The following is a 14,050-nucleotide window of genomic DNA, read 5'->3' on the forward strand; positions in this document are numbered from 1 at the left end:
GAGTCGGAGGGGTGCGATGAGCGAGACGGGCGAGCAACAGGCCGCTGCTGAGCAGCAGACTCCTGCCGAGCAGAAGGCTGCTGCCGAGCAGGCGGGGGTGGCCCGTCACGGGCGACTGCCGAGGCGGAGCGCCGCATCGACCTATCTGAAGCTCACAGCATCCGTCGTCGCGGTGCTCGCGGTCAGCGCCGCATCCGTCGCCGCGTACGCCGCCGTCGACCTGATCGGCTCGGTCAAGCCCGGGGTCTCGCTCGCGAACGCCGGGATGCTCGAGGGCGTGCCTGACATCGGTGCGATGGACGGCGGGCTCAACTTCCTCCTCGTCGGCAGCGACAAGCGACCGCTCGACGGCTCGTTCGGCGACCCCGAAGAGGACGACGGCATCCTCAACGACGTCAACATGCTGCTGCACATCTCTCAGGACCATTCCCATGTCGAGGTCGTGAGCTTTCCGCGCGACATGATCGTGCCGGTGCCCGAGTGCCCCGACCCGGTCGACCCCGCCTCGGGCCCGCTGTCGGCGATGTCGGGGGTGCCGCTCAACAGCGTGCTCGTCCACGGCGGTCTCGGCTGCGTCTCGCTCACCATCGAGCAGCTCACCGGCACGAAGATCCCCGTCGGCGGCGTGGTCGAGTTCAAGGGAGTCGCGGCCCTCTCGAAGGCGGTCGGCGGCGTCGAGGTGTGTCTGGTGGACCCGATCGACGATCCCGACTCGGGGCTCCACCTCGCGGCCGGCACTCACTCCATCTCCGGCTACGACGCGCTCGCGTTCCTCCGCACCCGCAAGGCGGTCGGCGACGGCAGCGACCTCGCCCGTATCGCGAGTCAGCAGGCGTTCCTCGCCTCGCTCGCCCGCACCGTGCAGAGCGACGGCACGCTCAGCGACCCGGTGAAGCTGTACTCGATCGCGAAGGCCGTGCTGTCGAACATGGAGCTCTCGAAGGAGCTGCAGAACCCGGCGACCCTCATCTCGATCGCGAAGGCCCTTCAGGACACCGATCTCTCGAAGATCGCGTTCATCCAGTACCCGACCGCAGAGGCGGGGGACGGACAGCACGTCGTGCCGACCGACTCCGCCGAGGCGATCAACCTCGCGCTGCAGGAGGACCGGCCCGTCGTGCTCGATCCGACCGCGAACGAGAACTCCGAGTTCGGCACCACGGCCGGCCCGACCGCTCCGGCGGCGGAGCCGGCGCCCGCAGCCGATCCGTCGGATGCCCCGGCGACCTCGCCGCCGGCCGAGACGCTGCCCGGTGATGTGACCGGCATCACCGGCGACGAAGTGCGGTGCACGACGGCGAACGAGGGCTGATCCCAGCAGCTATGCCGCCTCAGGGTGCTCTCAGGAGGGGTTGAGAGGCTGATCGGAACGCGCAACGGCTAGAATGGGCGCCTGCCTGCACGATCCATGTGATCGCACGGGCATGGAGGGCTGTCCGAGCGGCCGATGGAGCTGGTCTTGAAAACCAGTGGGCAGCAATGCCTCGTGGGTTCGAATCCCACGCCCTCCGCGAGAACCGACGACATGAGAGGACACCGGTGGCAGAAGAACTTCGATCCAGCGCACGACGCGCGGCGTCGTCGACGCCGGTCGTGCGCCACGGTCGCCTGAAGCGACGCAGCATCTGGCGCACGCTCGCGAAGGTGACGGTGACCTTGGTCGTGGTCACGGCGGTCTCCGGAATGTCCGTCGCGGCCTACGCGGCGTGGGACCTCGCCAATACCGCCAAGCCCAGCGTCACGCTCGGCAACGAAGACATGCTCGAGGGTGTGCCCGATGTCGGGGCCATCGACGGCGGCGTGAACCTGCTGCTCATCGGCAGCGACAGCCGCGAGGGCCAGGGCGACGGGTTCGGCGATCCCGATGAGGAGACGGCCGTCCTCAACGACGTCACCATGCTCCTGCACATCTCCGAAGACCACACGAACGCCTCGGTCATCAGCTTCCCCCGCGACATGCTCGTCGATGTGCCCGCGTGCGTCGACCCCGAAGACCCCGCGGGCGATCCGCTGTACGAGCAGTACGGCGTGAAGATGAACTCGGTGCTCTCGCTCGGCGGCATGCCGTGCGTCGTCAAGACCGTCGAGCAGCTCGTCGGCGTGCCGATCCTGTTCGCCGGCACCGTGCAGTTCCTGGGCGTCGCCGGACTCTCCGAAGCCGTGGGCGGCGTTCCCGTCTGCATCGCCGAACCGATCGAAGACGAGCACACCGATCTCTACCTCCCCGCCGGAATGCAGGAGCTCTCGGGCATGCAGGCACTGCAGTTCCTCCGCACCCGCCATGGCGTCGGCGACGGCAGCGACCTCGGCCGCATCTCGAATCAGCAGGTCTTCATGTCGGCGCTCGCGCGAACGCTGCAGTCGAACGGCACGCTGAGCGATCCGGTCAAGCTCTACGGCATCGCGAAGGCCGCGCTCGCGAACATGGAGCTCTCCGACAGCCTCATGGACCCGACGACCATGATCTCGATCGCGAGCGCCCTGAAAGACACCGATCTGAGCAAGATCGCGTTCATCCAGTACCCGACCGGCTACTCCGATGGCGATCTCCTTCCGTCCGAATCGGCGGAGATCGTCAACACGGCCCTCCAGAACGATCTGCCGGTCACCTTCGATCCCGAGGCCGATGAAGCGGCGTTCGCGTCGGCAGGTGACCCCACGGCCGTCGACGCGGCTCCCGAGGCCGAGGCCGAGGCTCCGGTCGAGGAGGAGGCCCCCGCAGTGGACGATGCCACGACTCCGACGCCGCCGACCGCCGAGGCGCTGCCGAGCGATGTCACCGGTCAGACCGCGGCAGAGACCCGCTGTTCCGCGGGTCGCACGCTCGAAGACCAGTAGGCTCGGTCGCTCGAATCGTCATCCGCGGCATCATCGGGTTATGATGACTTTCGCGTATGCACGCAAGTGCGCGCAAGGAGACGTCGCATAGTCCGGCCGAGTGCACCACCCTGCTAAGGTGGAGTCCCCGTAAGGGGACCAGGGGTTCAAATCCCCTCGTCTCCGCACTCTTGGTGTGATCCGACCGAAACGGTCCGAATTCCCACCCTGCACGAGAAGGCCCCCGCATTCCGCGGGGGCCTTTCGTGTTCCCCGACGAGCTCACCGAGTCCGACGAAGCCGCCCGCGCTGCTGCTGCCGATGCCGCATGCGAGTCGATGGTTATGCAAGTAACTTGCATCGGATGTGGGAAATGCTCTTGCATTGACATCCCAGCCGCTCTATCGTGAGACCCGCACGATGCAACCCATTTGCATAAGTCCCCGTTCGTCTGAGGAATAGGTAACGAAGCCGTGGTCAGAAGCAACCGTTACGGAGCGCGCGTCGGCGCGATCCGGCAGGAGAACGAGACGCAGTGCGCGCTGTGGCTGCGCGACCATGGTCCCTCCTCCGTCGCCACGCTCACCCGCAGTGTCGGGCTGTCGCGACCGACGGTCGAGGTCGCCCTGGCCCGGCTCGTGGAGCGTGGCCTCGTCAAAGAGACCGAGGGTGGATCAGACGCTGCGACCGGCCGCCCCGCGCGGGTCTTCGAGTTCGTCGAGCGTGCCGGTTTCGTGGCCGGCATCGACATCGCCCGTGCCGGTGTCGCCGTGATCATCGCAGACATCAGCGGAAAGGTCCTGGTCCAGCGGCGTATCAGCGGTCCGCTCCCGAAGGACTCGCACGCCCGGCTCAAGCTCGTCACGCGCGAGACCACCGCGGCACTCGCCGAGGCAGGCGGAACGGTGTCGCGTCTGGTGACGGCGCACGTCGCGCTGACCGGATGGGTGGGCGCCGACGGCCGCCTGCGCACCTCTGGCGCATACCCCGACTGGGAGGGCGTCGACATCGCCGGGCATCTCTCCCGCATGCTTGGCTGCGACGTCCACGTCGACAACGACGTCAACCTCGCGGCATTGGCGGAGCACCGCATCGGCGCGGCGCGACTCATTCCGGACATGCTCTACGTCCGCATCGGCAGCGGCATCTCCGCGGCCCTCGTTCTCGATGGAAAGCTGCGCCTCGGCAGCCACGACTCCGCTGGCGCCCTTGCCGGCGCGAGCCTGCCGCTGCCGGTCGATCCGCAGGGTGATCTGGGCTGGGCCGACGAACCCTCGTTGCGCGCGGTCCTGGAACGTGCGGAGGCGAACGAGCCGGAGGCCGCTGCGAAGCGAGACGGCTTCGTCGACGGCCTCGCCGAGCTGGTCGGGATGATCGGCCAGATCGTCGATCCCGACTGCATCGTCGTGGGCTGCGATGCGGCGGAGCACGGCGACACGATCGTGTCGATGCTGCGTCAGCGCCTCATCGACAAGGGATGGCTCCTCTACGAGCCGGCCATCATCGCGTCCCACCTCGGTGACGACGCCGCGGTGCTCGGAGCGCTCACCCGCGCCTTCGACAGCAGCGCGAAGCACCTGTACGGCCTCGATGAGGTCGGACTTCCGGAGATCCGATTCTCCGATGTCATTGCGACGTCGAAGACGCCGATCGCCGCGAACACCCCGTAAGACGACGACGAACCGACTGAAGGAGAAGAACATGAGCAAGGCCCGTCCAAAGACGCGCGGGATCGTTTCCGCTGCCGTCTCAGCCGCGATGCTGGGTACGATGCTCGCCGGGTGCGCCGCCACCGCCCCGGAGTCCGAGAACAGCGAACTGGAGTTCTGGGGGTGGAACCCCGCGTACGAGAAGGTCGTCGACCTGTGGAACTCCTCGCATGATCAGCAGGTGAAGTTCGAGACGACCGCCTCCGGCGGCGACGGCGGATATACGAAGATGCAGGCGGCGGTGAAGGCCGGCAACGCACCGTGCCTGGCGCAGGTCGGCAACGAGTCCGTGCCCACCCTCACCGTCGACGGCTCGCTCGTCGACATCTCCGAGGAGATCGACCAGTACCGCGACGGGTTCCCCGACAGCGCGTGGGCGGCGATGGGAGTCGGCGAGGGAATCTACGGCGTGCCGGTCGACATCGCCCCGCTCGCCCTGTTCTACCGCACCGACGTGTACGAGAAGTTCGGTGTCACCCCGGCGACGACCTGGGAGCAGTTCGCCGCCGACTCCGCGAAGGTCCACGCCGCAGATCCGAACGTCTACCTCTCCTCGTTCGCGCCCGCGATCACCTACCAGATCGCCGGGTTCGTGCAGCAGGCCGGCGGCACCTGGTACTCGAGTGAGAACGACCAGTGGAAGGTGTCGATGAACGGCGCCGAGACGAAGGACGTCGCCGCCTACTGGCAGAAGATGATGGACGAGGACCTCACGAAGGTCACCGACCCCGAGACCCCGGAGTGGTTCGCCGCCGTTCAGGACGGCACCATCGCCAGCTACGTCGCCCCGGTCTGGTGGGTGACCGTCCTGGAGGGTGCCGCGGCCGGGTCTTCGGGCAAGTGGCGGGTCGCACCGATGCCCAACGTCGACGACGACACCGTGAGCACGGGAACCGCCGGCGGATCCGCCACCTCGGTGCTCACCGGTTGCGACGACGTCCAGGGCGCGGTCGACTTCGCGAACTGGATGAGCACGGATGACGGTGCGCTCGAGATCCTCATCGAGGACGCGGCATCCTTCCCGGCCGCGACCAACGGAACCGGCCTCGGATCGCTCAGCGAACCGCTCGAGTTCTACGGCGGGCAGAAGGTGTACGAGGTGTTCGCCGATGCGGCACCGACGATCAACCCGAACTGGCAGTTCGGACCGGCGAACGCCGAGACGGGCAGTGCGTACGCCGACGCCATGAAGCCGGTGCTCGACGGCACCCGGACGATGGCCGAGGGCCTCGACATCGCGCAGGCCTCACTGGTCGACGCACTCACCACCAAGGGGCTCAGCGTCACCGAGTGACGGGTTCCATGACCGGAGGGTTCCCCGGTGCCCCTGCGCCGGGGACCCCTCCGCCTGGATCCGAACGCCACCGAACAAGGACCGATCATGACCACCACCACTGCCGTCCGAACGATCGCCAGCAGACCGCCGCGGTTCCGCGCGGTCGGTCGCACCACCATCCGTCGCTCCCAGCGCAGGGCCATCTGGCTCCTCCTGCTGCCGTTCCTCGTGCTCTTCGTGTTCTCGTTCGTGGTGCCGCTCGTGTACGCGGTCGTCGAGAGTTTCTTCACCGAGAAGCGATCGGGGCTGGGCATCGGCGGCGAGCGGGCGTTCGCGGGGTTCGTGAACTATGTGAACGCGATCCAGAAGACCGATCTGCTCGAGGGGGTCGGTCGGGTGCTCGTGTTCGGCATCGTCCAGGTGCCGCTCATGCTCATCGTCGCCCTCGCCCTCGCGCTCGCAGTGGATGCGCTCAAGGGCAACTACCCCAAGTTCGTTCGGCTCTCGGCATTCCTGCCGTACGCGGTACCGGGGGTGATCGCGGCGATCCTGTGGGCCTTCCTCTACCTCCCCGGGACGAGTCCGTTCGTCGCCGCCCTTGCGAGCGTCGGCATCGACGTCGACTTCCTCTCGAGTGAGGTCGTGCTCTGGTCGATCGCGAACATCGTCACCTGGACGTGGACGGGCTACAACATGCTCGTGATCTACTCGGCCCTGACCGGCATCCCGCAGGAGCTCTATGAGGCGGCCGCCATCGACGGCGCCGGAGCGTGGCGGATCGCGTGGAGCATCAAGATCCCGCTCGTGGCGCCGGCGCTCGTGCTCACCACGTTCTTCTCCATCGTCGGGACGGTCCAGCTCTACGCCGAGCCGACCGTGCTGAAGTCGTACTCCAGCGCGATCACCTCGGGCTACACGCCGAACATGGCGGTGCAGGACGTCGCATTCGGGCTCAACAACTACGGCGTCGCGGCTGCCATGGCGGTGCTCCTGGCCATCGGGACCTTCGTCCTGTCGTTCGGATTCCTGCGCCTCGCGAACGTCATCACCGCACGGCGGGCGGCTGCCTGATGCCGAACTTCACCAGTCGCCTCTTCATCCGCGGTGTCCTCTTCCTCGGCGTCGTCTACTTCCTGATCCCCATTTGGTGGCTCCTCACCGCATCCACCAAATCCAGCTCTGAGCTGTTCTCCAGCCCTCCGCTCTGGTTCGGCGAGGACTTCGTCCTGCTCGACAACATCGTCGCCGTCCTCACCCGCCAGGACGGGCTCTTCGTGCGATGGATGCTGAACTCGCTGATCTACGCCGGCGGCGGTGCGATCGGTGCCACGCTCCTCAGCGCCGCTGCCGGATACGTGTTCGCGAAGTACAGCTTCCCCGGCAAGGGCGCTCTCTTCGGCGCGATCCTCGCCTCGATCCTCCTGCCCGCATCGCTGCTCGTCATGCCGCTCTACCTGCTGTTCTCCTCCCTCGGCATGATCAACACCATGTGGGCAGTGATCATCCCGAGTCTCGTCAGCCCGTTCGGCGTGTTCCTCGCGCGCATCACCGCGCAGGAGAGCGTTCCGGACGACTTGCTGGACGCGGCCCGCATCGACGGCGCCGGTGAGATCCGGATCTTCTCCACGATCGCGCTGCCGATCATGGGTCCGGCCCTCCTGACCGTCTTCCTCTTCTCGTTCGTCGGCATCTGGAACAACTTCTTCCTCCCGATGGTCACGCTGAACGACGCGGAGCTCTGGCCGGCCATGCTCGGCCTCTACTTCTGGGGCAGCCAACCCAGTGAGCTCAACTATCACTTCGTGATCACCGGCTCGCTGCTGTCGATCATCCCGCTCGCCATCGCCTTCATCAGCCTGCAGAAGTACTGGCGCGTCGGCCTCACCGCCGGCGCGGTCAAGATCTGATCACCTCACGACGAATGGACACCATGGACCCTTCTTCTCGCGCGCCTCGCGTCCTCGCCGGCGCGATCCACTACTTCCGCTCGCTGCCCGAGCAGTGGCCCGACCTGATGCGATCGATGCGGGCGATGGGCTTGAACACCGTCGAGACGTACCTCGCGTGGAACGTCCACGAACCTCGTGAAGGGCAGTGGCAGCGGCTCGACGAGATCACCCGGTTCCTCGATTGCGCGCATGCGGAAGGGCTCCGCACGATCGTGCGGCCTGGCCCGTACATCTGCGCGGAATGGGACAACGGCGGCCTGCCCTCCTGGTTGACAGGGCGAGTGGGCGAGCACGTGCGCACGAGTCATCCGGAATTCATGGCAGCCGTCGGACGGTATCTCGATGCCGTCGTGCCGACCTTCGTCGACCACCCCAGCCTGCTCATGGTCCAGGTCGAGAACGAGTACGGTTCCTTCGGCACGGACGCCGCCTATCTGGCGGCGCTCGCCCGGGGCCTGGAGGAACGGGGTGTCACCGTCCCGCTGTTCACGAGCGACGGGTGGACGGACGTCTGCCTCTCGGGCGGGACGGTTCCCGGATTGCGCGCGACGGTGAACTTCGGATCGGAGGCGGATGCCGCGTTCGCCGCTCTCGCGCGCCACCGCCCGGATGACCCGCCGTTCTGCATGGAGTTCTGGAACGGGTGGTTCGACCACTGGGGCCGGCCGCGGGTGACGAGGTCGCCGCAAGACGCCGCTGGCGCGCTCGCCGAGATCATCGATGCGAGCGGGTCGGTGAACATCTACATGGCGCACGGCGGCACCAACTTCGGAACGGGAGCCGGTGCCAACCACGTCGACCACGACGGGGTGAGCGAGTATCGCCCGACCGTCACGAGCTACGACTACGACGCCCCGCTCGACGAGCGGGGCGCACCGACGCCGAAGTTCCATGCGCTCCGCGAGGTGTTGATGACCGCGTCGGACGGCAGCGGAGTCGTCGATCTCCCGCCGCTGCGCCCGCTCATGGAGGAGGCGGTTGCTCCGTTGACCCACGTCGCAGAGGTCGACTTCGAGGAGCACGGCCGGTACGCCGTCGCACCGACCTTCGAAGAGCTCGGCGTCGATCACGGCCTCGTCAGGTACGAGGTCTCGATTCCGGGACCGCGGGCGCCGCTCCCGCTCGAGCTCATCGAGCTGCGCGATCGGGCCCAGGTCCGCGTCGACGGCGCGCTCGTCGCTGTCGTCGAACGTGACGGAGGCACCTCGACACTGCCTCCAGTCGGGGGATCGGCCCGCGTGTCGGTCACGGTCGAGTCCATGGGCCGGGTGAACTACGGCCCCCGGCTCGGCGAGACGAAGGGCCTTCGCGGGCTGCGCCAGGACAACCAGTGGCTCAACGGCTTCTCCGTGTCGTCGCATGCGCTGCCGGAGCTGCGCGAGCTGGCCTGGACGGCGGTCTCAGCCCAGGCAGGCGGGGAGTCGGACGGCCCGCGGTACTACCGCGCAGACGTCGAACTGCCCGAACAGGCGGATGGCTACCTCGAGATCCCGGGCGGGTCGAAGGGCTATGCCTGGTTCAACGAGCTGTGTCTCGGACGGTACTGGAACCGCGGCCCGCAGCAGCGCCTCTTCGTGCCGTGGCCGGCGACGCGAACCGGCCGGAACACCGTGACCGTGCTCGAACTCGATGCGCTCACCGACCTCACCGTCGCCGTCGGCGGCACGCCCGCCCTCGGCTGAGTCAGGGTTCGTTCGTGGAACCCCAGGTCCACATCTGCGAGATGTGTTCGCTGAGCGCGGCCAGCGCGACATCGGTCCGCCCGGCGTGGAGTGCGTGGAAGATCGCCCAATGCTGCCGGTTCGCAGCGTCGTAGGAGTCACGCGGGGCGGTGACGACTCGGTTCGGCGGCGGCATCTCATCGACCAGGAGATGCACGATGCCCTCGGTGAGCAGGTTGCCCGAGCGGTGCTGGTACACCTGATGGAACGCGAGATCGGCCTCTTGCAGGCGGTCGAACGACGTCTCGGCATCCATGACGAGCAGGTGCCGCTCCATCGCCGTGAAGTCATCGTCGGTGAGCTTCGGCGCGGATTCGGCGAGGAGGGAGAGCTCGAGATCGAGGCGGAGCTGCACGGCGTCGCTTCGGATGCGTGAGCCGATGTTCAACGCCAGGGCGGTCCGAAGCACGCTCGGGTCGAGGAGGTTCCACTTGGACGACTCGCGGACGACCGTGCCTTCGCCCTGACGGATCGCGACGAGTCGAGCAGACTCGAGGAACTTCATCGCCTCGCGGGCCACGGGTCGGCTGACTTCGAACTCTCTGACCAGCTGCGGCTCCGGCGGGAGGAGTGAGCCGACCGGGTACTCGCCCGAGACGATCCTGCGAAGGAGCTCCTCCGAGACGACCGTGCTCAGGCGCTTGGGACGACGGGTCAGGTCGGACCGTTCCGGTGGTGTGCGTGCAGCAGGCGACGCTTCCATCCCGTACTCCATTGCTCGCTCCTCCATCGTCTGAATCGTAGCTTGTTCAGTAAACGTCAGACGTGTAACGTTTGACAAGTGCCGGACCTCGGCAGCAGGCGAACATCATCCAAGGAAGCATGCAATGAAGATCACCCATGTGGAAGTGTGGACCGTGCCGGTGCCGGCACCGTCGCCGCCGTTCAAGTGGCGGGCGGGGCTGCCGGGCAGCGGCGTCGCGGGTGAGCGGGGCATCCTTCGCATCGGGACCGACACCGGCGCGACCGGCGTGGCGTACGCTTCGCGCCCGGGCAGCGCCTCGATGTTGCGCGACCTGGTCGATCGCGTCTGGCGCGACGAGCTCCTGGGGCAGGATCCGTTGCAGCGCGAGCATCTGTACCATCGCATCTGGGAGCTGGACCGACTCGAGGAGTTCGCCCTCCCGTACCTCGGCACCGTGGATCTGGCACTGTGGGACCTTGCCGCGCGAGAGGCCGGGTTGCCGCTCTGGCAGTTCCTGGGCGGGGCGAGGACCCGGATCCCCGCGTATGCCTCGACCACGACGTTCGACACGACGGAGGAGTTCCTCGCCGTTGCGGATCGCGCGCTCGAGCTGGGCTACCCGGCGATCAAGCTGCACGCGTGGGGGGACGCGCGTCGAGACGCGGCACTGTGCCAGGCGCTTCGCGACCATGTCGGCCCCGACGTTCCGCTCATGTACGACGGTTCTGCCGGGTTCGATCTGCCCGATGCCATCTCCCTCGGGCATGCACTCTCCGATGCGAACTACCTCTGGTACGAGGAGCCGATGCGCGAGTTCTCGGTCTCCGCGTATGCGGCGCTCGGCCGCGCGGTTCGCGTGCCGCTGCTGTCCGCTGAGACCTCGGATGGCTCGTACATGAACTCCGCCGATTTCGTCAGCGCCGGTGCGGCCACGTTCGGACTGCGCCTCTCATCGGAACTGCGCGGCGGCATCTCGGGCGCGATGCGCACCGCACACCTGGCGGATGCCTTCCGGTTGCGTGCCGAGCCCCATGGCATGGGGGAGGCGGAGCGTCACCTCTGCATGGCCGTCAGCAACGCGACCTACTACGAATCGCTCGTCACGCACACGGAGTTCGTGCGCACGGACGGGATCGATGCCGAGGGCTACCTGTTGGCGCCGGTCGGCCCGGGAGTCTCCCTGCCGAGAGGGCTCGACTACCCGCACGCCCTCGCGGACTACGTGAACCCCGACCCGGTCGCGCTCGCGCTCGCCGCAGCCTGACCCAGGGCCGGCATCACCCGTGCGGGGTCGGCGTCGTTCGCCCGCGCGGCCACCGCGGGCAGCGACTTCGTGACAGCTAGGCTCGGGGAATCATGAGTGCACGAGCTGGGAAGGCTGGTCCGCGGGTCACGCTGCGCGAGGTCGCCGTGCATGCCGGAGTCTCGATCGCAACCGCCTCGAACGTGCTCACCGGCACGCAGAAGGAAGGCGCGCGCTACTCGGATGAGACGGCGGAGCGGGTGCGAGCATCTGCCGCCGAGCTGCGCTACCTGCCGAACCGGATGGCGCGGTCGGTGCGGACCGGTCGAACCGGCGTCATCCAGCTCGTGCTGCACATGCTCGGTGATCCCTGGACGCTGAGCATCGCGGAGTCCTTCACCGAAGCGACACCTGCGCTCGGGTGGACGACGCTGATCGCCTTGGATTCCGACTTCGCGGCGGCGCTCGCGCGGAGCGAGTTCGATGCCGCATTCGTCGCCGCCGCCGACGCCTCGGAGAGCACTCAGTGGCGTGATGCGCTCGGCCCTCTGGCTCGCAAGGTGTCCGTCTACTCGGCGTACCTCGAGCCGGACGGCTTCGATGTCATCCGCTTCGATGAGCGTCGCGCTGCCCGGATGGCCGTCGAGCACCTGCTGGAGCGACGTCGACGAGTGGCCTGTCTCGCGATCGCTCCCGATCGCGACTCGCCTCACGGGAGCGTTCGTCGGCAGACGTACGTCGAGACGCTGCAGTCGGCGGGGAGATCCGTCCCCGACGGCTACATCGCCGAGTATGCGAAGGACCTGCTCGATCCGTATCGCGCGTCACGGATGCTCCTGGACCGCGACGACCGACCGGATGCGGTGTTCGCGGAGGCCGACTTCGCCGCATTCGCGGCGGCGCATACGGCGCGGGAACTGGGGCTGCGTGTGCCCGAAGACGTCGCGGTCATCGGCATCGGCGACTCTCGTCAGGCCGCGCAGGCCGACATCAGCTCGGTCGGCGCCGTCGACATGCGTGCGCGGATCATCGAGTTCGTGCTGGCTCGGGCTCTGGATGCCGAAACGCCGACGAACCGCATCCTGGAACTCGAGCCGACCCTCTTCGCGCGCGGATCGACCCGCGCGAACTGATTCGCCTCGCGCAGGCGAGCGGAATCGCAGTTCGCGTGGCGCGAGCTCCTCGATGAGGTCGAGGACCGTCGCGGCGCGTCGACATCCGATGTCCGCCACGCGGAACGACCGTTCGAGATCCGATCGTCCGGAAAGCAATCGGTGCTCTTGACCGAGACGTCTGACGTTCGCTACAGTCCTGCATAATCGTTTAAGCACCGAACGATTCAGTGAACATCGACCGAACATCGCATCGTCGCGGTGGAAAGGAACCGAAATGCAATCACGCGTTCTTCGCTCTGGCGCGGTAGCGCTGGGGGCGGCGATGGTCGCCGCTCTCGCACTCGCCGGATGCTCATCGAGCGGCGGCCAGGACGGGTCGACCACCCTGAACTACACGATCTGGGATCAGAACCAGGAGCCGGCTCTGCGTGAGGTGGCCGACGAGTTCGAGGCCCAGAACCCGAACGTCGACGTCGAGATCACCGTCATCCCGTCGAAGGACTACTGGACGAAGATCCAGACGCAGATGTCCGCAGGGACCGGGCCGGATGTCTTCTGGGTCAACGGGCCGAACTTCCAGCTGTACGCCTCGAACGGACAACTGGCCCCGCTCGACGACACCGGAATCGAGGCCGGTGACTACCCGGAATCCCTGGTCGATCTCTACACCTACGACGGCAGCCTGTACGGTGCGCCCAAGGACTTCGACACCATCGGCGTCTACTACAACAAGGCGCTCTTCGACGCGGCCGGCCTCGAGTACCCCGCTGCGGGATGGACGTGGGCGGACTTCCAGAACGCAGCCCAGAAGATCAGTGATCCGGCCAACGGCGTCTACGGCACCGCCGCGGCGCCGTACGGCCAGATGACGTACTACAACACGATTCTCCAGGCCGGGGGCGAGGTCATCTCCGAGGACGGCACGACGTCGGGGTACGACACTCCCGAAGCGGCAGAGGGCGTGCAGTTCTGGGCCGATCTCATCGCGAACGGTTCGTCGCCGACGCTCCAGCAGCTCACCGACACGTGGCCCGGCGACACCTTCAGCTCGGGGAAGATGGGCATGTTCCTCGACGGCTCCTGGGCCGCGGGCACCTACAGCTCGGCCGAGGCGATCGCCGACGTGATCGGTGTCGCACCGCTGCCGATCGGTCCGACCGGTGAGAACACCTCGGTTGTCCACGGCCTTGCGAACGCCGCTTCCGCGAAGTCGGAGAACCTCGAGCTGGCCAAGGAGTTCGCCGTGTTCCTCAGCGGAGAGGAGGCCGCCGGGATTCAGGCGAAGACGGCCACCGTGATCCCCGCGTTCAACGGCACGCAGCAGGCCTGGGTCGATGCACTGTCGACGATCGACGCGCAGGTCTTCCTCGACGCGGTCGAGACCGGGGCGCCCCTGCCCATCTCGAAGAACACCACGGCGTGGGTTCCGGTCGAGGAGGACTACATCAAGCAGATCCTGTCGGGCCAGCTCGACACGGAGACCGGCTTGAAGGAGCTCGCCGCCGAGATGAACGACCTTCTCGCCAAGGAATAAG

Annotated in this window: 11 protein-coding genes and 2 tRNA genes; 12 read left to right on the forward strand and 1 reads right to left on the reverse strand. The window is 67.3% G+C overall.

Annotation, left to right across the window (positions count from 1 at the left end; genetic code table 11):
- Positions 1-16 precede the first annotated feature (16 nt).
- From BUR99_RS12890 to BUR99_RS12930, 9 genes are all read left to right on the forward strand, one after another.
- Positions 17-1,312, forward strand: coding sequence for an LCP family protein (locus tag BUR99_RS12890; RefSeq protein WP_074260750.1), 1,296 nt, complete (start codon positions 17-19; stop codon positions 1,310-1,312).
- 114 nt (positions 1,313-1,426) lie between these two features.
- A tRNA-Ser gene (locus BUR99_RS12895) sits at positions 1,427-1,511 on the forward strand.
- Positions 1,512-1,539: 28 nt separating this feature from the next.
- Positions 1,540-2,838 (forward strand): LCP family protein, encoded by a 1,299-nt coding sequence (locus BUR99_RS12900; RefSeq protein ID WP_074260751.1) that lies wholly within the window; start codon positions 1,540-1,542, stop codon positions 2,836-2,838.
- A 76-nt stretch (positions 2,839-2,914) separates the two neighbouring features.
- Positions 2,915-3,003: transfer RNA gene (locus BUR99_RS12905), tRNA-Ser, on the forward strand.
- A gap of 287 nt (positions 3,004-3,290) precedes the next feature.
- Entirely contained in the window at positions 3,291-4,487 is a 1,197-nt protein-coding gene (locus tag BUR99_RS12910; RefSeq protein WP_074260752.1) for an ROK family transcriptional regulator, read from the forward strand.
- Positions 4,488-4,518: 31 nt separating this feature from the next.
- On the forward strand, positions 4,519-5,820 hold the full coding sequence (locus BUR99_RS12915) for an ABC transporter substrate-binding protein (RefSeq protein ID WP_159440994.1): 1,302 nt from the start codon (positions 4,519-4,521) through the stop codon (positions 5,818-5,820).
- 87 nt (positions 5,821-5,907) lie between these two features.
- The gene (locus BUR99_RS12920; protein ID WP_084183973.1) at positions 5,908-6,873 is read left to right on the forward strand and encodes a carbohydrate ABC transporter permease; all 966 of its coding nucleotides are present in this window, start codon (positions 5,908-5,910) and stop codon (positions 6,871-6,873) included.
- A complete protein-coding gene (locus BUR99_RS12925) occupies positions 6,873-7,709 on the forward strand; it encodes a carbohydrate ABC transporter permease (protein ID WP_074260754.1) in 837 nt (278 codons plus the stop codon). Before BUR99_RS12920 ends, BUR99_RS12925 begins: the two co-directional genes overlap by 1 nt.
- Before the next feature lie 23 nt (positions 7,710-7,732).
- Complete coding sequence (locus BUR99_RS12930; RefSeq protein ID WP_200802728.1) at positions 7,733-9,433, forward strand: beta-galactosidase; 1,701 nt, start codon at positions 7,733-7,735, stop codon at positions 9,431-9,433.
- 1 nt (position 9,434) lies between these two features.
- Here the strand turns inward: BUR99_RS12930 and BUR99_RS12935 are convergent, their stop codons facing one another.
- On the reverse strand, positions 9,435-10,202 hold the full coding sequence (locus BUR99_RS12935) for a FadR/GntR family transcriptional regulator (protein WP_084183974.1): 768 nt from the start codon (positions 10,200-10,202) through the stop codon (positions 9,435-9,437).
- Positions 10,203-10,299: 97 nt separating this feature from the next.
- On the opposite strand from BUR99_RS12935, the gene BUR99_RS12940 reads away from it, so the two are divergent.
- From BUR99_RS12940 to BUR99_RS12950, 3 genes are all read left to right on the forward strand, one after another.
- Positions 10,300-11,421: an enolase C-terminal domain-like protein gene (locus tag BUR99_RS12940; protein ID WP_074260757.1), complete on the forward strand. Its 1,122-nt coding sequence runs from the start codon at positions 10,300-10,302 to the stop codon at positions 11,419-11,421.
- Positions 11,422-11,513: 92 nt separating this feature from the next.
- The gene (locus BUR99_RS12945) at positions 11,514-12,533 is read left to right on the forward strand and encodes a LacI family DNA-binding transcriptional regulator (RefSeq protein ID WP_074260758.1); all 1,020 of its coding nucleotides are present in this window, start codon (positions 11,514-11,516) and stop codon (positions 12,531-12,533) included.
- 304 nt (positions 12,534-12,837) lie between these two features.
- Positions 12,838-14,049 (forward strand): ABC transporter substrate-binding protein, encoded by a 1,212-nt coding sequence (locus BUR99_RS12950; protein WP_234980846.1) that lies wholly within the window; start codon positions 12,838-12,840, stop codon positions 14,047-14,049.
- Position 14,050: the final 1 nt, after the last annotated feature.

This window comes from Agromyces cerinus subsp. cerinus (assembly GCF_900142065.1).
Classification (GTDB): Bacteria; Actinomycetota; Actinomycetes; order Actinomycetales; family Microbacteriaceae; genus Agromyces; species Agromyces cerinus.